This window comes from Vitreimonas flagellata (assembly GCF_004634425.1).
Taxonomy (GTDB): Bacteria; Pseudomonadota; Alphaproteobacteria; order Caulobacterales; family Aquidulcibacteraceae; genus Vitreimonas; species Vitreimonas flagellata.
On record NZ_SBJL01000003.1, the window covers coordinates 456,377 to 477,667 of the forward strand.

The window sequence follows — 21,291 nt, forward strand, 5'->3', positions numbered from 1 at the left end:
GCCATTAAGCATTTCTGACTAGCGCTGCACTTGCGAGAATCTTTGCGAGAAAATGCAGTGCGCGCGTTTGATTACAGAAAGAGCAAGGTCTGATTAACCAGATTGCGTCAGCCATTGGCGCGTCATGGATTGGCAAAAAGCCTAGGGGAATGAGGCATATGCGGAAGGTTCTAGTACGTGCGCTGGGCGCGGTTGCAGGCGCTGCGTCGCTTGCAGGCGTCGCAAACGCGGAAGAAGCGGGCAGCATCAGTGAAGCGATCTCGGAAGGCGAACTGATCGCCGAAGCGCGCCTGCGTTACGAGACCTTTGAGCAGGTTGGCCAAAACGACGCCGATGCACTGACGCTGCGCTCGCGCCTCGGCTGGCAGACGGGTACGTGGAATGGCCTGACTGCGCTGGTCGAGTTCGAAGACGTGCGCGACCTTGCGGGCGACTACAATGACGGCATCCCGCCGGCCGAGCCGTACGCTTCAATCCCCGACCCGCCCGGCACGGAACTGAACCGCCTGCAATTGCGCTGGCAGGTCAATCAGCACCTGACGACGACTTTGGGCCGTCAAACCATCTCGTTCGACGACAGCCGCTTCCTCGACGCGTCGAACAGCCGCCAGGACGCACGTACGCTCGACGCGCTGCGCGCCGACGTTACATTTGGCGGCCTGAAGGCGACGTATGCGTTCGTCGATCACGTCAACAACACGACGGCCGAATACAATGATTGGGAAAGCGAAAGCCATCTGTTGAACGTCTCCCAGACGTTCTCGGATGCCTTCAAGCTGACCGGCTTCGCCTACATGTTCGATTTCGACACGCCGGTCGCGATCAACCAATCGTCGCGCTTCCTCGGCGTGCGCGCCACCGGCAAGGAAATCGAAGCGTTTGGCGGCGAATGGGCATACGCGGTCAGCTACGCCAATCAAGAAGATTACGGAAGCTCGACGGTCGACTTCGATCTTGACTACACGCAGGCCTCGATCAGCGCCGAATATGGCGAATGGGCCGTGCAGCTCTGGTATGAATCGCTTGAAGGCAACGGCGCGCGCGGCTTTTTTGTGCCGATCGGCTCGTCGAACAGCTTCCAAGGTTGGGCGGGCGCGTTCTCGACGAAACCCGCGGACGGCGTCGTCGATCGCAACATCATGGTGTCGTATGCGCCGGAATGGGCGCCCGATTATCTCGGCGGCCTCACCTTCATGGCGCGCTATTACGATTTCGAAGCCGAGCGCACCGGCGCTGACTTCGGCGAAGAATGGGATCTGGCGGTCGGTGCGGACCTGACTGACAATCTCGATTTCTCGATCGAGCACGGTGATTACGACTCGGGCGAAGGCGTTGGCTCTCCTGCCAGCCGCACGCGCACGCGCCTCGTGTTGCAGTACAAACTCTAACGACGGGAAGCGTCAGGGCGCTTGATAGAGCGCCTTGACGATCTCGGCTTCGCGGCGCTCGTCAATGATGCGCCGCGCGGCTTCGTCTGGAACGCCAATCCCATTGAGCAGCGCTTCACCTAATTGAAGCGCTGCTTCCATTGTGTCTGGGCTGGCGAGCGCTGCGCCCAATTGGTGCAAGCGGCGTGCGTGCTCGCCGTCGCGGGCGCGCGCATAGACCGGCACATGCGGCCAGGCTTGCTTGGCTTGCGTGACGATGAGATCGACGGCGGCTGGATTGTTGATCGTGACGACGATGGCGGCGGCGTTGGCGGCGCCGATGGAGGCCAGCACGTCGCGCCGGCTTGAATCGCCGAAATGCACCGGGCTGCCGCGATTGCGGGCGACTGCGACGGCTGCGGCGTCGGAATCCAGCGCAATGTAGGAGATTTCCTGTTTGTCCAGAATGTCGGCCAGCGTTTGGCCGACGCGACCGAAGCCGGCGATGACGACATGTCCGCCTTCCTGCGCGAGGTCAGACTCGATGGTGGTGTCCTTGTTCGCGAGCTCGCGCGCGATGCGGCCGCCGAGGGCTGCAACGAAGGGCGTGACGAAGATCGAGAGCGCGGTGACGAGCAGCATGTAATCGGCTGTCGCCTCCGGGATTGCGCCATTGCCGCGCGCGACGGCGATCACGACGAAAGCGAACTCGCCCGCTTGTCCGAGCAGGAAAGCGACGCCGATTGCCCGCGGCCAAGGGATGCCGAACACGCGCGCAAGGGGTGCGATGATCGCGATCTTGATGACAAATAGTCCGACGACGCCGATGAGGATCATCACGGGATCGGCAAGGAGAAGAGCGATATCGATCTGCATGCCGACGGTGACGAAGAAGAGTCCGAGCAGCAGGTCCTTGAAGGGCTCAAGGTCGGTTTCGATCTGGTGGCGGAATTCTGTTTCCGCGAGGAGTAAGCCGGCGAGAAACGCGCCAAGGCCCATCGAGAGGCCTGCTGACTGCGCGGCGGTCGCCATGCCGATGGCGGCGAGAATGGCGGCGGCGATGAAGACCTCGCGGCTGTCGATCGATGCAACCCAGCGAAAGAGCGGACGCAAGAGTACGCGGCCGAATGTGAAGATCAGCGTGAGCGAAACCAACGCGCTGAAGAGTGCGAAGAGCACGTTGTGACCGCTGAAACTGGATGCATCCGTCCCAAGTGCTGCGACGAGAAACAAGATCGGCACGACCATCAGGTCCTGCATCAGCAGCACGGAGAACGAGATGCGTCCGACGGGCGTTGCGATCTGGTGGCCTTCGCGCAGTAGCTGGAGCACAAGCGCTGTGGAGGAAAGCGCGAAGGCCAGGCCCAATACTGAAGCCGCTGCGAAGCTATTACCGAAGGCAAGCGCCACGCCGGCGATGGCGATCGTGCTCAACACGACTTGCGCCAGCCCTAGGCCGAACACGTAGCGCTTCAGCGCCCAGAGGCGCTCAAACGAAACCTCAAGTCCGATGATGAAGAGCAGGAAGACGACGCCCAATTCGGCCAGCAACGCCGTGGGGCGTTCTTCGCGCAGCTCAAACGCGTTGAGCCAGGGCCAAGCGTCGGCCATTTGCCCGAGCACATGCGGGCCCATGCCGACGCCAATCAGGAGAAACCCCATCACGGCGCTGAGCTTGGCCCTGCGTAAGGCTGGGATGACGAGGCAGGTGGCGCCGAGGAAGACCAGCGCCTGGGTCAGGACCGCGCCACCGGTGGCTCCGTGCTCCATTTCGCTCTCCTGTGGCGCAGCGCCGCGCTCGGGCCCCCAGGCGGGGTCTTTCGCAACTGCGAAAGACCGGCTTTAGTGCCCTGACTCGGGAGGAGATAGCATGTCCGCTGAATTGCTGGCTGGGCTCGATCAAGCCGCCAACAACGCCGCCAAGTACGCCGAAGCGGCGCGCGACGCGGTAAAGCCGCTCGTGTCGAAGGGCGGCAAGATCGACCGCGTGGCTCTCCATCGCGAACAGCATGTCGTGCACGGCCTGGCCTGGGTCGCCACCTATGCTGAGACGCTGCGCGAAGTCCGCGATTGGGCGCGCGCGTTGGGCGCGAAGGGCGCGTTCGGCGAGACCGAGCAGCTGTTGGCGAAATTGCTGGTTGCTGAGTATAGCGCCCAACTCGCCGGCGGCGTGCCGATGACGCAAGTCGAGATCATCCGCCCGGATCATTTTGGCGTAGTCGCGCCTGCTGTGGCGCTCACGATCACGCAAGCGGAGAAGAGCCGGCTCGCGGCGCTGCTGCATGAGTCACAAGGCCGCGCCACGGTGGAGAACACCAACCTCGATTCTGATTTCGAGATGATCCGCGATCAATTCCGCAAATTCGCTGACGACAAGATCATGCCGTATGCGCACGGCTGGCACTGCAACGACGAACTGATCCCACTCGAAATTCTGAATGAGATGGGCGAACTCGGCGTGTTCGGCCTCACCATTCCGGAAGAATACGGCGGCTCAGGTTTGGGCAAGACGGCGATGTGCGTTGTCTCCGAGGAACTTTCGCGCGCTTGGATTGGCGCGGGCTCGCTCGGTACGCGCAGCGAGATCGCGGCCGAGCTAATTCTGATCGGCGGCACGGCCGAACAAAAAGCCGAATGGCTGCCGAAGATCGCGAGCGCAGAAATTCTACCGACGGCGGTGTTCACTGAGCCGAACACTGGCTCTGATTTGGGCTCACTTCGCACACGCGCGGTGAAGGATGGCGAGCACTACGTCGTCACCGGCAACAAGACCTGGATCACGCATGCCGCCCGCGCCGATGTCATGACGCTGCTGGTGCGCACCGATCCGAACACCAATGGCTTCAACGGCCTTTCCATGCTGCTCGCGCCCAAGCAGCGCGGCGATGACGCGACCCCGTTCCCGACGCCGGGTATGAGCGGCGGCGAGATCGAGGTGATCGGCTATCGCGGCATGAAGGAATACGAGATCGGCTTCGACGGTTTCAAAGTGCCGGCGGGTAATCTCCTCGGCGGCGTTGAAGGCCAAGGCTTCAAGCAGTTGATGGCGACGTTTGAAAGCGCGCGAATTCAAACCGCAGCCCGCGCTGTCGGTGTGGCGCAGAGCGCGCTTGAACTCGGGCTGAAGTACGCGATCGACCGCAAGCAATTCGGTCAGGAGATTTTCGAGTTCCCGCGTGTGTCGAACAAGCTTGTGATGATCGCCGCGGAAGTTATGGCGGTGCGCCAGCTGACGTATTTCTCGGCGCGCCGGAAGGACAGCGGCAAACGCTGCGATCTCGAAGCGGGCATGGCGAAGCTCTTGGCGGCGCGTGTGGCGTGGGCGGCGGCTGATAACGCGCTGCAGATCCACGGCGGCAACGGTTTTGCGGTGGAATACCCGATCAGCCGTGTGTTGGCTGATGCGCGCATCCTCAACATCTTCGAAGGCGCTGGCGAAATCCAAGCCATGGTGATCGCGCGCCGGCTCTTGGAAGAGGGCGCCAATTAGGGCATCAAAGCGCGAAGGAGTCTCCATGCGCGCCTTGTTGGCTTTTGCTTTCTTGACCCTCGCGGCGTGCGGGCCGCAAGCCCAACCGGGCTACACACCTGAATATTCGTTCGGGTTTACGCAAAGCTGCACCGCGCGCAGCGGGTCGCACGAATTGTGCACCTGCATCTGGGGCAAGATTGAAACGAACGTCTCACGCGCCGATTTCGACGCGCTTGAGCGGATGACGCCGGCAGAGCGCGAAGTGCACCCGCTGAATGCGCAGATCCAAGGTTATGCGGTCGAGTGCGCCGCAAACTTGCCGCAACCGGCCGTCAATCCTGGTGTGGAACCGGAGACCGTTCCATGACGTTGTCGGGCGTTATGCGCGTTGTGCTCAATCGAACCACGTTGTCTGGCCTCGCGCTGGCGAGTGCGCTCGTGGCGGCCGCGTGCGCGTCGAGCGCACCTTCTGCGCCGCTCTCCGGCACACGCTGGCAGGCGCAAACCATCGAGGGCGCGCCCGTCGCCTATCGCACGCCCACCATCGAATTCGCCGCCGACCGCATTAGCGGCACGGGCGGCTGCAATCGCTATTTCGGGACGTACCAAATCATAGGCGCGCAAATCAGCGTGGCTGACGTGGGCGCAACGGAGATGGCGTGCGAGCCAGTGGTGATGGCGCAAGAGGCGGCGTTTCACACGGCTTTGGGCGACGCGCGCACGTATCGCCGCGAAGGCGAAACGCTGATTTTGGCCTCCGCGAGCGGAGATGTGCTCGTTTTTCGACCGGCTCAATAGCTTTTAACCGCGTTCGGGTGCGGCTCTTTTAACCGTCCGCGCGCATAATCGTGGCTAACGACCGGCAATAATTGCCGGCCTGGAGGTCGCGACGATGCGTGCGCGCGTTCTGTCTCTTATGGCGGCTTTGGCGCTCGCTGCGTGCGGTGCGGCTGAGCCCAATCCCTATCCCGCCGAAGCGCGGACGCATTTTGAATCGTCTTGCCCGCCGGATAGCGCCGTGTGCTCGTGCACGTGGGACAACCTCACGCGCACGCTCACATACGAAGAATATGAAGCAGCGCTCGCGCGTTTCCGCGAAGAGGGCCTGATGGACCCACGCGTGACGCGCGCGCGCACGCAATGCCTCGAACGGCACCGCGAATAGATCAGCCCTTTCTGCCGATCATATTGTCCACGCTCCACGACCCGCCGCCTGCGGCGGCCATGTAGAGGAACGTGAAGCAGAACATGATGGCGAGCTCGCCTTGGTTCTGGATCGGGTAAAACGCTTGCGGCGCGTGCGCCATCCAATAGGCGACGGCCATCATGCCCGAGAGCACGAACGCGACAGGACGCGTGAAGAGGCCAATGGCGAGCAATGCGCCGCCGACCAATTCGAGCACGCCGGCAAACCAGATGAGCGTCATTGGTTCAGGCGGTTGCGCGAACATTTCGGTGGCAGGGAAGCCAAGCAGCTTCGCCGTGCCATGCGCCATGAAAAGCAGCGCCGACATGATGCGTAAAATGCTGAGCAACGCGCCGGAATATTTGCTGAGAAAACCCATGTTCGATCCCTCCGATCGGGGGAGCTAAGGGTGCGTCGCGGATTTTGGCGAGAAGATTCTTATGACGGGCGACGGCTTTGCAGTGCAGCAAAGAGCGTCCCGTCGTCCAGAAGGTCGAGTTCGCCGCCGACGGGTACGCCGTGTGAGAGGCGGCTGACCGTGATGCCAATGGGCTGCAGGCGCTCGGCGAGATAATGCCCAGTGGTTTGGCCATCGACGGTGGCCGAGAGCGCCAGGATCACTTCGCGCACGCCCGGTGCGCTGGCGCGTTCGATCAATTTGGCGATGCGCAGATCGTCGGGCCGCACACCATCGAGTGCAGAGAGCAAACCGCCCAGCACATGGTAGCGACCTTTGAACGCGCCCGCGCGCTCCAACGCCCAGACGTCGCCGACTTCAGCAACGACGCAGATCAGGCCGTCATCGCGCTCGGGCTTGCTGCAAAGCGCGCACGGGTCTTGCGTATCGAGCGAACCGCACGTGGAGCAGGCGCGCACTTTCTCCGCCGCCTCCGATAGCGCGGAGGCCAGCGGCACCATCAGCGCGTCCTTCTTCTTCAGAAGCTGCAACGCCGCACGTCGCGCCGAGCGGGGGCCGAGGCCGGGCACCTTCGCCAGCAACGCGATCAGCGCCTCAATCTCAGGGGCGGCGGTGGTGGATTTGCTGGAACGCATCGCTCACAAATAACGATCCCGACGCGTTGGCGCGAGGGGCTTCCAGGCCGCATCTTCAGCTAAGTCGGCAGTTTTCGGACATGATCCGGCACCGCGCAGCGGCGGCGATACTCGGCAGGTGATTCGCCGACATAGCGCTTGAACAAGCGCCGGAACGAAGCGGCGTCCATGTAGCCGACCTGCTCGCCGATCGCCTCGATCGGGCTGTCGCTGGTTTCGAGCATTTGCTTGCTCTCCTCGATGCGCAGGCGCTGCACGTATTCCAGTGGGGCAAAGCCTGTGGCGGCCCTGAAGCGGCGGGCGAAGGTTTTCTCCGTGAGCTGCGCGCGGGCTGTCATTGCGGAGACGATGTCGGGCTCAGCGTAATTCTGCGCCGCCCATTCTTGCACGGCATGGATCGCGGCGTCGTCGCGCTGGGGTTTGGTGACGAGCCGCGCGTACGGGTTCTGCCCCTGGTGATGCCAATCGAAGAGCGACATCTTCGCTAGTCGTCGCGCTTCTTCTTGGCTTACAAAACGCCCGACGAGATAGAGTACGAGATCCGTCCACGACGTCGCGCCGCCAGCGGAGACAATGCTGCCGTCGTCGTCGGCGGTGACGATGATGCGATCGCCGCGCACCTTGATTTGCGGATATTCCTTCCGCATCGGATCAACGAACGCCCAATGCGTTGTCGCTTCGCGTCCATCGAGCAGCCCGGCTGCGGCGAGCGCGAATGAGCCGGTGCAAGAGGAGACCACGCGCGAGCCGTTCGCGTGCGCATCGCGCAACCAGCGCAGCACTTCGGGATTGTTGCGGCCGAACTCGGCGCCGGAGGCAATCAGGATCGACGGCACGAAGATGATGTCTGGGCGCGGCAGTGAGGCGAGCGTGCCCTGTGGGTTGATGTTCACGCCGGTGCTGGTCTGCATCATTGCGCCATCGGTGGAGACGATTTGTGGCGCGAACGCTGGCGCTTCCGGCTCGCCCATGACGCGGTTCCACAGCACGCCCACCGCCCAGAACGCATCATGGATGCCGAGCGCCACCCAGGGCTCGACCTCCGGCGTCGCCAGGATCGCGATTTGGATCGGCCGCTGCACCAATCAATCTCCACTCTTGTCCATTTTGCCTCTATCAAGGGTGTTCCGCCACTCCAGATTGTTCTCTGGGCGGCGCATGTCTCTGTCGCGGGTTGGACGCAAGGAGGCGCTTAGGTGCAACACCATAATTATCAAACGCTGCTCGACGTCTCGAAGCGCGTGAATTGGCGGATTGACGACATTATCGGCGGCGACAAAAGGCTCGATTTCAGCAAGCCGTTTTTGCCGGAGGCGTTCGCGCGCACGCAAGCGCTGTCGTTTCTCTCGGATCGCGAGCGGCTGACGCTTAATCACATTCGCGCGCACGGCTATCTGGCCATGTTCGCGCTGGTCGAAGGCTTCATTCTGCCATTCGTGAACACAGCGATCGCGCATGATGACGGCACGCCGTATCGCGCGCCGGCCTTGCAGCAATTCGCGAGCGAAGAAGTGAAGCACATGGAATTATTTCGGCGCTTCTTGATTGAATTCCGGGACGGCTTCGGCACCGAAAGCAGTTTTCTCGGTCCGCCGGAAGCTATCCGCGACGCGGTTTTGGCGCATAGCGAAATGTCGGTGGCGATCGCGACGCTTGGCATCGAGTGGATGTCGCAAGCGCATTACGTCGAGAGCGTGCGCGACGACGGCGATCTCGATCCGCAATTCAAAAGCCTGCTGAAGCATCATTGGCAGGAGGAATCGCAGCACGCGCGGCTCGATGCGTTGCTGTTGAAGGAATTGGCGCGCAACGCGACGGCAGCGCAGATCGAACGCGCGATCGACGAATATTTTGAGATCGGCGGGTTTCTCGATGGCGGTCTGCGCAGCTTGGCGGAGCTTGATCTGGCGAGCTTCGAACGCGCGACGGGGCGTGCGCTCAACGCCGATCAAAAGGCGGAGTTTCTGAGCGTCCAGCATCAAGCGTTGCGCTGGACGTTCCTCGGCTCCGCCATGCGCAACAAGAACTTTCTAGCTGCGTTGGGTGAGCTCGGCGGCTCCGCGCGGGCGCGTGTCGAAGAGGCGTCGGCGATGTTCTGCTGATTTGTCTTGTGGGCTGGCGGCGTTTCGGCGCCGTCAGTCTCAGAACGGCATCTTAAAGCCGGGCAGAATTCCCAGGCCGCCGCTTAGGCCCTTCATCTCATCATTCTGCGCTGTCTCGAGCTTCCGGCGCGCGTCGTCGTGGGCGGCTTTGATCAGGTCTTCGAGGATTTCGCGTTCGTCGGCGACCATGAGCGAAGGATCGATCGCGATGCCGAGCAGGGCGTTCTTGCCGGAGATGCGCAGTTTCACCATGCCGCCGCCGGCTGTGCCTTCGACTTCCATGGCCTCAAGCTTCTTCTGCGCCTCGTTGATCTTGGCCTGCATCTGCTGCGCTTGGCGCATGATCTGCGAGATGTCTTTCATCGGTCGGCTTCCTTCTTGCGCGCCGGGGAGGGCGCGGTCTTGTTCTGAGACGGCATCTGCACGACGTCGCCACCGCTGGTTTCTTCCTGCGGTTGGCGCACGGCGGTGATTTCAGCACCGGGGAAATGCTTCAATGCCTCGGCGATGAAGGGCTGGCGCTTCAATTCTTCCATCGCGCGTTGGCGTTCGCGCAGGCGGCGTTCGGCAAGGCTTTCGACGGACGCGTTGGTGCTTTCCACTCCGCGCACGCGCCATTCGATTTCGGTGATCTCTTCGAGAAAATCTTTGATCTGGCGGATGAGGTCGCGTGGCTGGTCGGGCGCCGACACGAACACGAGGTCGCCTGTGGGCGAATATTGGACCACTTTCATGCGGTCGAGTTGGATTTCGAGCTCGATCATGCGCGCATCGGAAACGGCGCGGAGCAAATCTTCGAAGGTTTGGAGGCGATGTGTTGGCGCAGACGGCGGCGGTGGCGCCTTGTTGACGGTCGGTGTGTCGTGCAGCGGTTCGCGGGAAGGCGGCGCCGAAGGCCGGCTGGAAGCCGTCGGTCCGTCTCTGAGTAAGCGCGCGGCTTCTTCAGGCGGCGGCAGCGATTGCGCGGCGCAAATGCGGACCATCGCCATTTCGACGGCGGCGATCGGATCGGGCGCTTTGCTGGCTTCTTCGAGCGCCTTCAGCAGCATCTGCCATATGCGCGAAAGCTGCGCGGGCGACAGCTTTTCGGCGAGGCCGCGCACGCGCCCGACCCAATCAGCGCCGCCAATGATGCGCGCGTCAGCGCCGAGCGCTTGGGCGCGGGCGGCCTCGTGGCCGATGTCGAGCAGATCGCGCAGGATGAGCGTTGGATCAGCGCCGCTGTCGTATTGGCTGCGCGCTTCAGTGATTGCGGTTTTAGCGTCGCCCTTGGAGATGGCGTCGAAAAGATCGAGCACGCGAGCGCGATCGGCGAGGCCGAGCATGTCGCGCACGTCCGCCGCGCTGACTGTTTCACCCGGCTTTTGCACCAACGCTTGGTCCAGGAGCGAAAGGCCATCTCGGGCGGAGCCTTCGGCGGCGCGGGCGATCAGCGCGATGCCGTCCGAATCGACCTTCACGCCTTCCTTGGCGCAGATCTTGCCGAGGTGGGTGGCCAGCCGCTCGCTATCGATGCGCTTCAGATCAAAGCGTTGGCAACGCGAGAGCACGGTGACGGGCACTTTGCGGATTTCCGTCGTCGCGAACATGAATTTCACGTGCGGCGGCGGTTCTTCCAATGTCTTCAAAAGGCCGTTGAACGCGGCCGTTGAGAGCATGTGCACTTCGTCGATGATGTAGATCTTGTAGCGCGCCATGACGGGCGCGTAGCGAACGCTGTCCAGAATTTCGCGAATGTCGTTGATGCCGGTGCGGGAGGCGGCGTCCATCTCGAACACGTCGGGATGGCGGCTCTCCATGATGGCCTGGCAATGCTCGCCCGGCGGATCGAGTTCGACGCTGGGGTGATCAATGTCGCCGCGCTTGTAATTCAGCGCGCGCGCTAGCAGGCGGGCTGTCGTGGTTTTGCCGACGCCGCGCACGCCGGTCAGCATCGTCGCGTGCGGAATGCGGCCAAGCGCGAACGAATTGGCGATGGTGCGCACCATCGCCTCCTGACCGATCAGGTCTTCGAAGGTCTTCGGCCGATATTTTCGGGCCAGAACGACATAGCCAGCGCCGCTCGTATCGTCGCCGAAAAGGCCGGGGGATTGGGATTCGCTCACGCTCGAAACCTAGGGGGTTTCGCCAGAAATGCGACCCCGCCCCGGCCTAAGCGAAGGCGCGGCTACGGTAAATCTACACCTTTTGTTTAGCGAAGCGCCTTCCGGGTTGCCCTAAGGGCGCAAAGACCCGGAGGAAAGCTTGGGCGCGACAAGCGAAAATCGACGCATCTGGGTCATGACGATCCGCCGCTTCGTTGAGCTGGCGTGGGCCGGGCATGGGCTCACGCGCTATGCGTCCGTGGCCGTGGTGCCGCTGCTTGTTGGGCTCATGGTGCCCGGCCTTTGGTGGGTTCCGTGCGCGATCGGCGGCGTCGTCGGTTTGACAGCCGATCATTTCGCGCAGCGTGCGTTCACGCGCCTTTCGGCGCGGCTGGAGAGTTTGGACGACAAGGCGCTGCGCGGCGTCTTCGCCGGCCACACCTTTGTGCTTGCGTTGATAACGGCGGCTTACGTGACACCCTACGCTGTGCTCGCTTTCGCGCCGCAGCCTGCGCCGCTGATCGGACTCATGTTCTCGGCCGGGGCGTTGATGATCTGCACCTCGCTGCACGTGATGACGCCACGCATGATCTTTTTCACCTCGCCGCCGGTCATTCTGGCGCTGGTGGCGAACGGGTACGCCTTGGGCGGCGAGCAAGCGCTCTTGGGCGCCGCGCTTGCGGCGTTGCTTGGCGGCAATGCGCTCGTCATGGCGCGCGCCAATGCTGGCAGCTTCCGCGATTTGATGGCGGCGCAATTCAGGATTGAGCAGGCCGCCGAAGAATTGGAGCTGCGCGTCGAGGAGCGCACGGCGCAGTTGGCCGTGGCGACACGGCGCGCCCAAGCCGCCAATCGCGCCAAGTCAGTATTCCTCGCCAATATGAGCCACGAGCTGCGCACGCCGCTCAACGCCGTGATCGGTTATGCGGAGATCGTGCAAGAGGATTTGGAGAGCGGTGAAACCGAGCGCAGCGCCGCCGACCTTGCACGTATTCGCAACGCGGCGAACCATTTGCTGGCCATGATCACCGAGGTGCTTGATTTCTCGCGCATCGAAGCGGGCAAGATGGAGCTTTCGCCGGAAGATTTCGACCTCGCCGCGCTGCTCAACGCCGCTGCAGACGATGTACGGCTCACGGCCGAGAAGCAAAACACGCGCATCAGCGTAAAGCTCGCGCCAGCCGTAACCACCATCCATGCCGATCAAACGCGCGTGCGCCAATGCGTGCTGAACCTGATGTCGAACGCAGCGAAGTTCACGCATGATGGCGAAATCAGCGTCGAGGCGAGGCCGTGTCGTATCGATGGCGCGCCGGGCGTGGCGATCCATGTGCGCGACACGGGCAAAGGCATCGCGCCCGATGATTTGAAGCGCCTGTTCCAACCGTTCGTTCAGGTCGACAACACTAAGACCCGCAACCATGACGGCGCGGGCCTCGGCCTTGTCATCACGCGCCGCTTGGCCCGGGCGATGGGCGGCAATGTGGTCGCCGAGAGCGAGCCCGGCAAAGGCTCCACCTTCACGCTCTATCTGCGCTCAACGCCCATGACGGCACAGCAAGCGGCTTAACCGCCGAACACCAGTTTCACGTACGCGCGATATTGCATGATCTGGCGTGAGAGCACGGCAGGCTCTGCGAGCGATTTGCCCAGAATGATGCCGCCGTCCGCCACTGCCGAGAGCATGTCAGCCATGTCGTTGAGGTCGACTTCGATCTTTGGCGGATAGCGCGCGGCGATGCGGTCCAGCCGCTCGCGGAAGCGCGTGCGCCAGATGCGATGCCCCTCCGTCGTCATGCGGCGGACTTCCTGGCTGAACAGATAGTCCTGATAGACGTAGGAGGCGACCAAGCAGCCGGGATGACCGTTGGGGATGTCGCTCATCAGGTCGGCGAACAGCTTCAAGAAGATGAGGAAGCTGTGCAGCGGATCGTCGCTGAGCTCTTCGGCTTGGCGGAAGAGGTCGTCAAAGACGCGCCATTCGTTGTCGAGATAACGCTGCAACAACGCCTTCGCGAGATCGTTCTTGTCGCGGAAGTGATAGAAGAAGCCGCTCTTGGTGATGCCGGCTTCGCAAATGATTTCATCGAGCGAGGTGCCCGCGAACCCTTTGTGCAGCACCGCGTCCTGCGCGATGTCGAGCAGACGTTCGCGGGTTTGTTCGCCTTTGCTCAGTGCTTGAACCTGAACCATCTCAAGCCTCCACCCGCGCTTCGAACGCGAGTTTCACATAATTGCGATACGCCATGACTTGGCGTGCGAGCATTGCTTTCTCGTCGAGCGTGCGACTGAGGATGATGCCGCCCTCAACGATCGCCGTACACATATCGGCCAGCGCTTCAATTTCGACGCCCGCTCGCGGCGGGTAACGCTTGGCGACGTCTTGCAGGCGCGACAGGATGCGTGCACGCCACGCGCGAATGCCGTCTGCGTTCAGGTCGCGAATGTCGCGATTGAATTGCTGATCCTGATAGCAGAACGACGCCACGATGCAGCCTGGATGCGTGTTGGGCAGATCGGCCAACATATCGGCAAAGAATTTGAGGCCGATGAGGAAGCCATGCAGGGGATCGTCTGTGAGTTCGGCCGAGCGCACAAACATGTCGTCGATGATGTCATTGTGGCGCTGGATGTAGCGACGTAGCAGCGCCTGAGCGAGTTCGTTCTTGTCGCGGAAATGATAGAAGAAGCCACTCTTGGTCATGCCGGCGGCGGCGATCAATTCCTCAATCGTGGTCGCGGCGAAGCCCTTCTGCAGGACGGCCGCCTCCGCCAGATCCAGCAGCCGCTCCCGCGTCGCCTCGCCTTTGCTCAAAACCTTCACGCCCATATTCAAAACCGTACCATAAGTACTGTACCAGCGGTGCACTTCTCACGCGTTCGTCATTAGCGAAACCGCCGCTGCAAAGCCTGTGACGCGCGTAACGTCGCTATTTTTCAGCGTTTTTTAGAAAGTGCAGGCGCCGCACCACGAGTTTTCTATCGAGCACGGCGGCGCGCAGATACACCTCTCGTCATCCCAACGCCAAGTGTTTGGGCATGAAACGAAGGAAAGGGACAATGTCACGCGGCTTCACGCTTTTGGTTTCGATCGTTGTGTTCTGGCACGCGGCGTTTGCGCTGCTTGGCCAAGACCTGATCGGCCTCACCCAATCCTTCGCTTGACCTGAACGTCTTCGCCAAACGCCCCCCCGGCGCGGCCACACCGAATTGGAGAAAACCCATGTTGAAAGATCGCTACGGCAATTCTGCTTCGACCAAGTCAGAGGCCGCGATGGCCAAGTATAACGAGGCGCTCGATCTCATCCGCCTCTATCGCGGCGACCCGATCGCGGCGCTGGATGACGCCATCGCCGCCGACCCCGATTTCGGCGGCGCCTGGGCCGCCCGCGCTGGGCTGCTCGTGCAGCAGACGGATAAGGCCTACGCCGAAGAGGCGGCCAAGAGCATCCGTGCCGGTGCGGCGGCCAATCTCAACGATCGCGAACGGCTGCATCTGAAGGCGGCGCAGGATTGGGCGGAAGGCCGTTACAATGACGGCACGATGCGCCTGGCCCGCATCGCCCAAGAAAATCCGCGCGATTTGCTGGCGCTGCAATACGCGCATGTCGGCTGCTTCTTCCTGGGCATGCAAAGTGAACTGCGCGATTGGCCGTTGCAGGCGATGCGCGCCTTCACCAGCGGCGAGGATGGCTATTCCTACCTATTGGGCATGGCCGCCTTTGGCCTTGAAGAATGCGGCGACTACGCGCGCGCCGACATCTATGGCCGCCAAGCTGTAGCGGCTGATCCGCGTGATGGTTGGGCCGTGCACGCCGTGGCGCACGTCAACGAAATGCGCGGCGATCTCGAAGCTGGCATTCCGTGGCTCGCCGACAATGCGCAGCATTGGGCGCCGGAGAGCGGCTTTGCCTATCACAATTGGTGGCATCTCGGCCTACTCTATCTCGACCAGGGCGACATTGCCAAAGTGCTGAAGCTTTTCGATGAGAAGGTCCGTCCCGACACCGAAGCTCAAGTGATCCTTGAATGGATCGACGCCTCGGCCATGCTTTGGCGGCTGCATCTCGAAGGCGTCGATGTCGGCGATCGTTTCGACAAGCTCGCGGCGTGTTGGCAGCGCGCGGGCGAGGACACGATCTACGCCTTCAACGATTTGCACGCGATCATGGCCTTCCTCGGCGCCGGCCGCGCCATCGACGCGGAGCGGACATTGAAAGCCATGCGCGCGGCCGCGGCTGACGGAGGCGACAATGCGTACATGACGCGCAAAGTCGGTCTGCCGTTGGCGGAGGCGTTCATCGCGTTCGAAGCCGGTCGTTACGGCGAGTGCGTGGACAAGATCATGGCCACGCGCGGCATCGCCCAACGCTTCGGCGGCAGCCACGCGCAGCGCGACGTGCTGACGCTCACGGCGCTGCACGCGGCGCTGCGCGGCGGGTTTGCTTCGACGGCGGAAGCCATCGCGGCGGAGCGCCTGGCGCACAAGCCGCAAAGTCCTTGGGCCGGGCGCCTTGCGCGCCAAGCCCGGCAGCTGAGCGCAAAAGAGCGCGCAGCTTGATCCGAACCGGCGGCGGGCGCCCTTAATTCCTGCCCCACGCTTGCCGCCGGTTCTTCATTTTGATCTGGAGATTGATCCGATGATTTCGGATTGCGCCTTCGTGCGCCTGAACAATGGTTTGCGCTTGGCCTATGTCGAGCAGGGCTCCCGTGACGGCATCGCTGTGGTGATGCTGCACGGCTATTCCGACACGCACCGCTCGTTCGACCTGGTGCGGCCGCTTTTGCCCCGCGCCTGGCGCGTGATCGCCGTGACCCAACGAGGGCATGGCCATTCGGACAAGCCGCAGAGCGACTACGCGATGGATGATTTCGCCGGCGATGTGACGGCGTTGCTGGACGCGTTAGAGATCGAGCGCGCCGTGCTCGTCGGCCATTCGATGGGCGCGGCCGTCGCGCTGCGTGTGGCGGCGGATCGCCCGGATCGAGTGGCGGGCTTAGCGTTGCTGAGCGGCTTCGCCAGCTTCAGCGCCAATCCAGGTGCGGTTGAGCTTTTCGACCTAGTGGAAGGCTTTGGCGATCAGATCGACCCCATATTCGTGCGCAGTTTCCAAGCCAGCACGATGGCAGCGCCTATGTCGCAAGGCTTCATCGAGTTTGTCAGCAACGAAAGCATGCGCTGCCCGGTGCGCGCCTGGAAAGGCGCGGCGCGGGCGATGGCGGCGCACGATCCATTGGCGGATGCGGGCTGGGTCGGTGCGCCGTCGATGCTGATTTGGGGCGATAAAGATGCGTTTGTCCCGCGCGCGGATCAACATGCGTTGCGGCGCGCGCTGCGCGGCTCGCGCCTCATCACGCTCAGCGGCGCCGGCCACGCCCCGCATTGGGAGCGCACCGCCGACACCGCCGCGTGCCTGCGCGCCTTCGTCACCGATATCGACGAGCCGCGGCTCTACGCGCGGACGGCGTCCTAAGCCGCATCGGGGAGCGCTGCTTCGGCGGCGCTCCTCTCGTTGCGTTTCTGCGCACGCCTCTGACGCCAGCAATCGATCGGGTGATCCACAAGCAGCAGCAACAACACGGAAAGCGCGATCGTTCCGCCAATGGCGATCCATGCGCCGAATGGCGGCTCCTTCGTCAGCACCCAACCGATGACGAGGAGCTGCGTCATATAGATCGGATAGGAAAGGTCGCCGATCCAGCGATCCCACGCGACATCCTTGAATGCGTTGAATACGAAGGGCGTCGTGATGGCGAAGATCGCATAAACCGCCCAGCGCCATGTCACGTGCGTCCAGCCCAGGAGTGGGAAGAGCACGATGAAGGCAAGCACGGCTGCGGCAGTGACCCAGCCCACGGCTTTGGGCAGTCTCGCGGCGAGCGGCAGCGCTTTATGCGCCAGCATGCCGAGCAAGAAGAGGAAGAGCGCGGTCGGAAAGAATCGGCCCTGCCAGAGCAGATATTCGACGTCGATGTAGGCGCCAGCGAGGCGCAACCCAATGCTGGCGGCGCATATCGCGGCGATCCATTTCCATCCGGCGCGGGCAAGGAACGGCGCCAGCGCGTAGAACATGAGCTCCATCGAGAGGCTCCATGCTTGCGGCACGAAAAGCCCTTGCCAGGCGACGATCGTGGTATCGTCCGGAAGCGGTCCGCGCCTGTCCCACACCATCGCGCCGTTCGGATCGATCGAGAACCAGAACAGCATTTCCTGGCCGACCATCACGATGTTCTCAACGACCATCACAAAGGCAGTGATCGGATTCTTGAACATCGTTTCCAACAGATCGGGGGAGAGTGTGGCGCTCGCATTGAAGCCGAACACCGCGATCATGGTCAGCGCCACGATAATGAAATAGCTCGGCAAGAGGCGCAGCAACCGATTGGAATAGAAGAGGCCGACGTCCTTGTATTTTCCGTCGAGCACGAGCGCCATGTAGAAGCCCGAGACGATGAAAAAGGCTTGCACCGCCAAGCCGCCGCTCAGAAATTTCGTACTCACCAGCGGCAAGTGCGAAAGCACCACCGCCATCGCCAACGCCACGCGTATCAAGCCCATCGCCGCCTCCCCTGATGGAGCGTGAAGCTTGCGCGCGGTTGCGCTTTACGTCGCGAGCGCTCGTCGCGGCGTTCACGCGGCTCGCCGCAACGTGCGCCATTCGTCAGCGTGTGGCGGTCATTTGTCGTTTAGGGGAAAGTGCAGACAGGACGACGACCCGTACGCAACCCGTTACGGCTGCTTCCTTCCGGACCTGACCGGGTTGGCGGGGCGGCCGTCCGCCGCCTGCCTGCGGGGCTCATATCGCTGCTCGGAGGAACCGGCGCAAGGCCGGAACTGACCTAGGTGTGCGGCGTTTTCTCTCCGTCCAACCACAACGGAGAGGCCGCGCTTCAGGCGCGGACACGCCAATGCTGCGAACCCTTGCCTTTGCCCTCGCCCTGACCCTGCCGTCCTTGGCTGGTGCGCAGCAAATGCGCGAGCAGTTCCCGGATTCGCCGCTTGGCATGGAAGTGCGCGGCCATGACGGCGCCGTTTTGGGCCGCGTCGCCAATGTGGAGCGCGACGCGCGGGGCAACATCGTTTCGGTGGATATCCCCGGTCTCGAGCCCGGTGACGCGCCGGCCGCATCCGATCTGGCGGCGGAGAACGATCGCCGCTTGATCGCGCCGGATCGGCAGATTCTGGCGCGCGAGCGCGTGCTGGCGAGCAGGCGCGACTTGCGCACCAACTAACGCTTCAGCAGCGGCAGTCCCGCGAACACGAAGCCTGCGCCGAAGAGAACACCCGCGACCAGGAACGCGTAGTTCGGAAGCGGTGCTGGCAACATGCCGAGCACGCCTGCGGCTAAGGCCGTACCAAACCAACATGCCGGCGCGGCGATCGGCTTCTCCCGCGCGCGCAGCCACGCCAGACTAAGGCCCAGCAGCGCGATGACGAGCGTTGCCGCGCCTTGCTCATAGGTGCTGAAACCGAAGGGGTCGGCATCTGGCCCGCCGATAAACGAGAGCGCTGCCATGGCGATGACAAAGCTTGCTAGCCCGAGGAAGCCGAGGTTGTTAGCGCGCGACACGTAAATGCCGACGAGGCCGAGCGTGAGGAAGATGTCGATCGCCGCCCACAGCCATTGCTGTTGGATCGGGTCGGTCACGATCGGGAAGGCGGAGACAATGCGCAGCGCACCGCCCGTGACGGCGGCCACGCCAGAGAGGCGATAAAGTTGGTCAGAATTCATGCGCGAACGGTGAAGCCGGCCGAAGGGGCGCGCAACCGTTTGCAAAATGGGGGAAAATGGCTGGCCCGGGGCTCTCTGGGGGAAATCAGAGCCAATCCAGGCCGGTATTGGCTGCCAGTTCCTGTCCCGTGACGGAGCGTTTGCTTGACGTCGCGCTCGGCTCTTCATACCTGCAAGGCATGGCCATTCGCCCCATTCTCGTCGCGCCCGACCCGCGCCTGAAGCAGAAATCCGTTCCGGTGGAAGGGCCGGTGACGGATGCGCATCGCCGCCTCATGGATGACATGCTGGAGACGATGTACGATGCGCCGGGCATTGGTCTGGCCGCGATCCAGATCGGCGAGCCGCTGCGTATTATTGTGATGGACCTCGCGCGCGAGGACGAGCCGAAAGCGCCGCGCTATTTCGTGAACCCGGAAATCCTGTGGGCGTCGGAAGAGGTCGTGCCTTATGAGGAAGGCTGCCTCTCGGTGCCGGACTATTACGATGATGTGGAGCGTCCGCGTCACGTGAAGATCCGTTACATGGATTATAACGGCAAGCAGATCGAAGAAGACGCCGAAGGCCTCTACGCGGTGTGCATCCAGCACGAGATGGATCACCTCGAAGGTGTGCTCTTTATCGACCACCTCTCGCGCCTGAAGCGCGAGAAGGCGCTTAACAAATTGAAGAAGCAGCGCCGCGCGCTTTAATCCCGCCCCGTCGTCGTGCATGAGGAACGCATGACGCTTCGCCTCGCCTTCATGGGTTCGCCCGCTTTTGCGCTGCCGGCCTTGGCCGCCTTGATCGAGGCTGGGCATGAGATCGCGTGCGTTTACTCGCAGCCGCCGCGCCCTGCAGGCCGCGGCAAGCAGGAGCGACCGACACCGGTGCATGCGTTCGCGGCGGAGCGCGGGCTTGAGGTGCGTACGCCGAAGAGTCTGAAGCGTGCGGAAGAGCAAGAAGCGTTCGCCGCGTTGAAGCTCGATGCCGCGATCGTCGTCGCGTATGGGCTAATTTTGCCGAAGGCGATCCTCGATTCGCCGCGCGTGGGCGCGTTCAATTTGCACGGCTCGTTGCTGCCACGTTGGCGCGGTGCGGCGCCCATCCAGCGCGCGATCATGGCGGGCGATCGTGTGACAGGCGTTCAGGTTATGCGCATGGAAGAAGGGCTCGACACCGGACCCGTTCTGGCGACCGCCGAAACGCCGATAGAATTCGAGGACAATACCTCGACTTTGCACGATAGATTGGCGGGACTTGGCGCGCGACTTTTGGTCGACACGCTCGAGAAGGTGGAGCGTGGAGAAGCTGTAGAAAGGCCACAAACCGAGAGTGGCGTCACGTACGCGCACAAGATCACACCCGCCGAGACGCGCATCGATTGGACGAGGCCCGCGCGCGAGATCGATTGCATGATCCGCGGCCTCTCACCGACGCCTGGCGCCTGGTTCGAACTGAAGGGCGCGCGCATGAAGGTGCTGCATTCGCGTCTCGGAATAGGAAAGGGCGCGCCAGGTGAAGCTTTGGACGACACGCTCCTGATTGCGTGTGGCGACGGTGCGGTGCGTTTGCTCAAGGTGCAGCGCGAAGGCCGGGCGCCGCTCGAAACTGAGGCGTTTTTGCGGGGACAACCCGTTCCTGTCGGTTCCAAGCTGTCATAAAGCTGCATTGAAGCAATGCAGGCTGCCGGCTAAGTTTCCGCGCAGCGGAGGGTAATTCATGCGTGTTCGCATCGCTCTTGTGGCTTTGGCGCTGGTGTTGGCTGGGTGTGACCAACAGGCGGCGACGGGTGAAGCTGGTGGTTCTGACGCGCCGTCGCTCGACGCGCCGGCGCCGGAAAGCGAGCCGTCGCGCGTGTTTGGCGCATCGAACGATGCAGCGCGGAGCGCGACCGGTGAACTGACCGTCTCGCTCGCGATGCGCATGCCCGACGCTGCGCAAGAAAATGCCGAGCCGCGCGAAATTCTGACGCTGCGCGGCGCAAACGATCTGGTGCTCGAAGCCGAAATTAACGGCGCCGTTTCGCCGGCGACGCAGGTCGGCGGTCAGACGCTGCGCGCGCTGCTGAACATTCCCGTCGAAGAGCCGCAAGTGCTCGTCTATCGCGTGACGCAAGAGACCAAGCCGTCGAGCGGCCAGGGCGTGTGCGGCGCTGACGCGCCGGCTTTCGTGATCGTGTGGGAGCCCTCGGGCCCCGGCGACGGCGCCATGAAAGTGCTCGGGCTGACGGGCGGCGCGCCGGGCGCCGAAGGCGCGCGCGCGTGTCCGATGTTAGAATACGGAAGGCAGTAGGCGCTAGGCGGTAGGGATTG

The 21,291-nt window shown here is 62.8% G+C and carries 23 protein-coding genes and 1 other RNA gene; 13 read left to right on the top strand and 11 right to left on the bottom strand.

Features of this window, described 5'->3' with window-relative positions; all coding sequences use genetic code 11:
- The first annotated feature begins 158 nt into the window (after nucleotides 1–158).
- The gene (locus tag EPJ54_RS15160) at nucleotides 159–1,388 is read left to right on the top strand and encodes a hypothetical protein (RefSeq protein ID WP_167755762.1); all 1,230 of its coding nucleotides are present in this window, start codon (nucleotides 159–161) and stop codon (nucleotides 1,386–1,388) included.
- A 12-nt stretch (nucleotides 1,389–1,400) separates the two neighbouring features.
- On the opposite strand, the gene EPJ54_RS15165 is transcribed toward EPJ54_RS15160, so the two are convergent.
- Nucleotides 1,401–3,137, bottom strand: a complete 1,737-nt coding sequence (locus EPJ54_RS15165) for a cation:proton antiporter domain-containing protein (RefSeq protein ID WP_135212574.1) — start codon at nucleotides 3,135–3,137, stop codon at nucleotides 1,401–1,403.
- 100 nt (nucleotides 3,138–3,237) lie between these two features.
- On the opposite strand from EPJ54_RS15165, the gene EPJ54_RS15170 reads away from it, so the two are divergent.
- The 4 genes from EPJ54_RS15170 (at nucleotide 3,238) to EPJ54_RS15185 (ending at nucleotide 6,004) form a co-directional block, all read left to right on the top strand.
- The gene (locus EPJ54_RS15170) at nucleotides 3,238–4,857 is read left to right on the top strand and encodes an acyl-CoA dehydrogenase family protein (RefSeq protein WP_135212575.1); all 1,620 of its coding nucleotides are present in this window, start codon (nucleotides 3,238–3,240) and stop codon (nucleotides 4,855–4,857) included.
- Between the two features lie 25 nt (nucleotides 4,858–4,882).
- Nucleotides 4,883–5,206: a hypothetical protein gene (locus EPJ54_RS15175; RefSeq protein ID WP_135212576.1), complete on the top strand. Its 324-nt coding sequence runs from the start codon at nucleotides 4,883–4,885 to the stop codon at nucleotides 5,204–5,206.
- The gene (locus EPJ54_RS15180) at nucleotides 5,203–5,637 is read left to right on the top strand and encodes an META domain-containing protein (RefSeq protein ID WP_135212577.1); all 435 of its coding nucleotides are present in this window, start codon (nucleotides 5,203–5,205) and stop codon (nucleotides 5,635–5,637) included. The genes EPJ54_RS15175 and EPJ54_RS15180 overlap by 4 nt, the downstream gene beginning before the upstream one ends.
- A gap of 94 nt (nucleotides 5,638–5,731) precedes the next feature.
- The gene (locus EPJ54_RS15185; RefSeq protein WP_135212578.1) at nucleotides 5,732–6,004 is read left to right on the top strand and encodes a hypothetical protein; all 273 of its coding nucleotides are present in this window, start codon (nucleotides 5,732–5,734) and stop codon (nucleotides 6,002–6,004) included.
- Between the two features lies 1 nt (nucleotide 6,005).
- Here EPJ54_RS15185 and EPJ54_RS15190 read toward each other — a convergent pair whose 3' ends face one another.
- Genes EPJ54_RS15190 through EPJ54_RS15200 form a run of 3 tightly spaced genes read right to left on the bottom strand, consistent with a single transcriptional unit; the run spans nucleotide 6,006 to nucleotide 8,160 of the window.
- Nucleotides 6,006–6,404: a DoxX family protein gene (locus EPJ54_RS15190; protein WP_135212579.1), complete on the bottom strand. Its 399-nt coding sequence runs from the start codon at nucleotides 6,402–6,404 to the stop codon at nucleotides 6,006–6,008.
- Between the two features lie 59 nt (nucleotides 6,405–6,463).
- Nucleotides 6,464–7,078, bottom strand: coding sequence for a recombination mediator RecR (recR, locus tag EPJ54_RS15195; RefSeq protein WP_135212580.1), 615 nt, complete (start codon nucleotides 7,076–7,078; stop codon nucleotides 6,464–6,466).
- 59 nt (nucleotides 7,079–7,137) lie between these two features.
- Nucleotides 7,138–8,160 carry a GlxA family transcriptional regulator gene (locus tag EPJ54_RS15200; RefSeq protein WP_135212581.1) on the bottom strand — a complete coding sequence of 341 codons (1,023 nt, stop codon included), beginning with the start codon at nucleotides 8,158–8,160 and terminating at the stop codon, nucleotides 7,138–7,140.
- A 114-nt stretch (nucleotides 8,161–8,274) separates the two neighbouring features.
- On the opposite strand from EPJ54_RS15200, the gene EPJ54_RS15205 reads away from it, so the two are divergent.
- The gene (locus EPJ54_RS15205; RefSeq protein WP_135212582.1) at nucleotides 8,275–9,180 is read left to right on the top strand and encodes a ferritin family protein; all 906 of its coding nucleotides are present in this window, start codon (nucleotides 8,275–8,277) and stop codon (nucleotides 9,178–9,180) included.
- Nucleotides 9,181–9,219: 39 nt separating this feature from the next.
- Here EPJ54_RS15205 and EPJ54_RS15210 read toward each other — a convergent pair whose 3' ends face one another.
- Nucleotides 9,220–9,543 carry a YbaB/EbfC family nucleoid-associated protein gene (locus EPJ54_RS15210; protein WP_135212583.1) on the bottom strand — a complete coding sequence of 108 codons (324 nt, stop codon included), beginning with the start codon at nucleotides 9,541–9,543 and terminating at the stop codon, nucleotides 9,220–9,222.
- The gene (locus EPJ54_RS15215; RefSeq protein WP_135212584.1) at nucleotides 9,540–11,285 is read right to left on the bottom strand and encodes a DNA polymerase III subunit gamma/tau; all 1,746 of its coding nucleotides are present in this window, start codon (nucleotides 11,283–11,285) and stop codon (nucleotides 9,540–9,542) included. The genes EPJ54_RS15210 and EPJ54_RS15215 overlap by 4 nt, the downstream gene beginning before the upstream one ends.
- A gap of 139 nt (nucleotides 11,286–11,424) precedes the next feature.
- Here EPJ54_RS15215 and EPJ54_RS15220 point away from each other — a divergent pair, with 139 nt between their 5' ends.
- Entirely contained in the window at nucleotides 11,425–12,834 is a 1,410-nt protein-coding gene (locus EPJ54_RS15220; protein ID WP_135212585.1) for a sensor histidine kinase, read from the top strand.
- Here the strand turns inward: EPJ54_RS15220 and EPJ54_RS15225 are convergent.
- Together EPJ54_RS15225 and EPJ54_RS15230 are read right to left on the bottom strand one after the other, a co-directional pair.
- Nucleotides 12,831–13,439, bottom strand: a complete 609-nt coding sequence (locus EPJ54_RS15225; RefSeq protein ID WP_135212712.1) for a TetR/AcrR family transcriptional regulator — start codon at nucleotides 13,437–13,439, stop codon at nucleotides 12,831–12,833. The two genes, EPJ54_RS15220 and EPJ54_RS15225, sit on opposite strands and share 4 nt — an antisense overlap.
- Nucleotides 13,440–13,458: 19 nt before the next feature.
- On the bottom strand, nucleotides 13,459–14,079 hold the full coding sequence (locus tag EPJ54_RS15230; RefSeq protein ID WP_135212713.1) for a TetR/AcrR family transcriptional regulator: 621 nt from the start codon (nucleotides 14,077–14,079) through the stop codon (nucleotides 13,459–13,461).
- Nucleotides 14,080–14,487: 408 nt separating this feature from the next.
- On the opposite strand from EPJ54_RS15230, the gene EPJ54_RS15235 reads away from it, so the two are divergent.
- Both EPJ54_RS15235 and EPJ54_RS15240 read left to right on the top strand, forming a co-directional pair.
- Nucleotides 14,488–15,825, top strand: coding sequence for a tetratricopeptide repeat protein (locus tag EPJ54_RS15235; protein WP_135212586.1), 1,338 nt, complete (start codon nucleotides 14,488–14,490; stop codon nucleotides 15,823–15,825).
- 79 nt (nucleotides 15,826–15,904) lie between these two features.
- Nucleotides 15,905–16,738 (top strand): alpha/beta fold hydrolase, encoded by an 834-nt coding sequence (locus EPJ54_RS15240; RefSeq protein ID WP_135212587.1) that lies wholly within the window; start codon nucleotides 15,905–15,907, stop codon nucleotides 16,736–16,738.
- Here EPJ54_RS15240 and EPJ54_RS15245 read toward each other — a convergent pair.
- Nucleotides 16,735–17,823 (bottom strand): acyltransferase family protein, encoded by a 1,089-nt coding sequence (locus EPJ54_RS15245; RefSeq protein WP_135212588.1) that lies wholly within the window; start codon nucleotides 17,821–17,823, stop codon nucleotides 16,735–16,737. The genes EPJ54_RS15240 and EPJ54_RS15245 overlap by 4 nt on opposite strands.
- Before the next feature lie 136 nt (nucleotides 17,824–17,959).
- Nucleotides 17,960–18,057: signal recognition particle sRNA small type (gene ffs / locus EPJ54_RS15250), an RNA gene on the bottom strand.
- A gap of 116 nt (nucleotides 18,058–18,173) precedes the next feature.
- Here ffs and EPJ54_RS15255 point away from each other — a divergent pair.
- Nucleotides 18,174–18,497 carry a hypothetical protein gene (locus EPJ54_RS15255; RefSeq protein WP_135212589.1) on the top strand — a complete coding sequence of 108 codons (324 nt, stop codon included), beginning with the start codon at nucleotides 18,174–18,176 and terminating at the stop codon, nucleotides 18,495–18,497.
- Here the strand turns inward: EPJ54_RS15255 and EPJ54_RS15260 are convergent.
- Nucleotides 18,494–18,997 (bottom strand): hypothetical protein, encoded by a 504-nt coding sequence (locus EPJ54_RS15260; RefSeq protein ID WP_135212590.1) that lies wholly within the window; start codon nucleotides 18,995–18,997, stop codon nucleotides 18,494–18,496. The genes EPJ54_RS15255 and EPJ54_RS15260 overlap by 4 nt on opposite strands.
- Before the next feature lie 179 nt (nucleotides 18,998–19,176).
- On the opposite strand from EPJ54_RS15260, the gene def reads away from it, so the two are divergent.
- The 3 genes from def to EPJ54_RS15275 are packed head-to-tail and all read left to right on the top strand — an operon-like array spanning nucleotide 19,177 to nucleotide 21,271.
- The gene (gene def, locus EPJ54_RS15265) at nucleotides 19,177–19,689 is read left to right on the top strand and encodes a peptide deformylase (RefSeq protein WP_135212714.1); all 513 of its coding nucleotides are present in this window, start codon (nucleotides 19,177–19,179) and stop codon (nucleotides 19,687–19,689) included.
- 30 nt (nucleotides 19,690–19,719) lie between these two features.
- Nucleotides 19,720–20,640: a methionyl-tRNA formyltransferase gene (gene fmt, locus EPJ54_RS15270; RefSeq protein ID WP_135212591.1), complete on the top strand. Its 921-nt coding sequence runs from the start codon at nucleotides 19,720–19,722 to the stop codon at nucleotides 20,638–20,640.
- A 58-nt stretch (nucleotides 20,641–20,698) separates the two neighbouring features.
- Nucleotides 20,699–21,271 carry a hypothetical protein gene (locus tag EPJ54_RS15275; RefSeq protein WP_135212592.1) on the top strand — a complete coding sequence of 191 codons (573 nt, stop codon included), beginning with the start codon at nucleotides 20,699–20,701 and terminating at the stop codon, nucleotides 21,269–21,271.
- Nucleotides 21,272–21,291 lie beyond the last annotated feature (20 nt).

Bases quoted from the DNA above. Each gene is read 5' to 3' on its own strand.
- EPJ54_RS15245 (WP_135212588.1), bottom strand. From the start codon at position 17,823: ATGGGCTTGATACGCGTGGCGTTGGCGATGGCGGTGGTGCTTTCGCAC.
- EPJ54_RS15160 (WP_167755762.1), top strand. From the start codon at position 159: ATGCGGAAGGTTCTAGTACGTGCGCTGGGCGCGGTTGCAGGCGCTGCG.
- EPJ54_RS15170 (WP_135212575.1), top strand. From the start codon at position 3,238: ATGTCCGCTGAATTGCTGGCTGGGCTCGATCAAGCCGCCAACAACGCC.
- EPJ54_RS15210 (WP_135212583.1), bottom strand. From the start codon at position 9,543: ATGAAAGACATCTCGCAGATCATGCGCCAAGCGCAGCAGATGCAGGCC.
- EPJ54_RS15275 (WP_135212592.1), top strand. From the start codon at position 20,699: ATGCGTGTTCGCATCGCTCTTGTGGCTTTGGCGCTGGTGTTGGCTGGG.
- def (WP_135212714.1), top strand. From the start codon at position 19,177: ATGGCCATTCGCCCCATTCTCGTCGCGCCCGACCCGCGCCTGAAGCAG.
- EPJ54_RS15235 (WP_135212586.1), top strand. From the start codon at position 14,488: ATGTTGAAAGATCGCTACGGCAATTCTGCTTCGACCAAGTCAGAGGCC.
- EPJ54_RS15190 (WP_135212579.1), bottom strand. From the start codon at position 6,404: ATGGGTTTTCTCAGCAAATATTCCGGCGCGTTGCTCAGCATTTTACGC.
- EPJ54_RS15260 (WP_135212590.1), bottom strand. From the start codon at position 18,997: ATGAATTCTGACCAACTTTATCGCCTCTCTGGCGTGGCCGCCGTCACG.
- EPJ54_RS15240 (WP_135212587.1), top strand. From the start codon at position 15,905: ATGATTTCGGATTGCGCCTTCGTGCGCCTGAACAATGGTTTGCGCTTG.
- EPJ54_RS15175 (WP_135212576.1), top strand. From the start codon at position 4,883: ATGCGCGCCTTGTTGGCTTTTGCTTTCTTGACCCTCGCGGCGTGCGGG.
- EPJ54_RS15185 (WP_135212578.1), top strand. From the start codon at position 5,732: ATGCGTGCGCGCGTTCTGTCTCTTATGGCGGCTTTGGCGCTCGCTGCG.
- EPJ54_RS15255 (WP_135212589.1), top strand. From the start codon at position 18,174: ATGCTGCGAACCCTTGCCTTTGCCCTCGCCCTGACCCTGCCGTCCTTG.
- EPJ54_RS15165 (WP_135212574.1), bottom strand. From the start codon at position 3,137: ATGGAGCACGGAGCCACCGGTGGCGCGGTCCTGACCCAGGCGCTGGTC.
- fmt (WP_135212591.1), top strand. From the start codon at position 19,720: ATGACGCTTCGCCTCGCCTTCATGGGTTCGCCCGCTTTTGCGCTGCCG.
- recR (WP_135212580.1), bottom strand. From the start codon at position 7,078: ATGCGTTCCAGCAAATCCACCACCGCCGCCCCTGAGATTGAGGCGCTG.
- EPJ54_RS15180 (WP_135212577.1), top strand. From the start codon at position 5,203: ATGACGTTGTCGGGCGTTATGCGCGTTGTGCTCAATCGAACCACGTTG.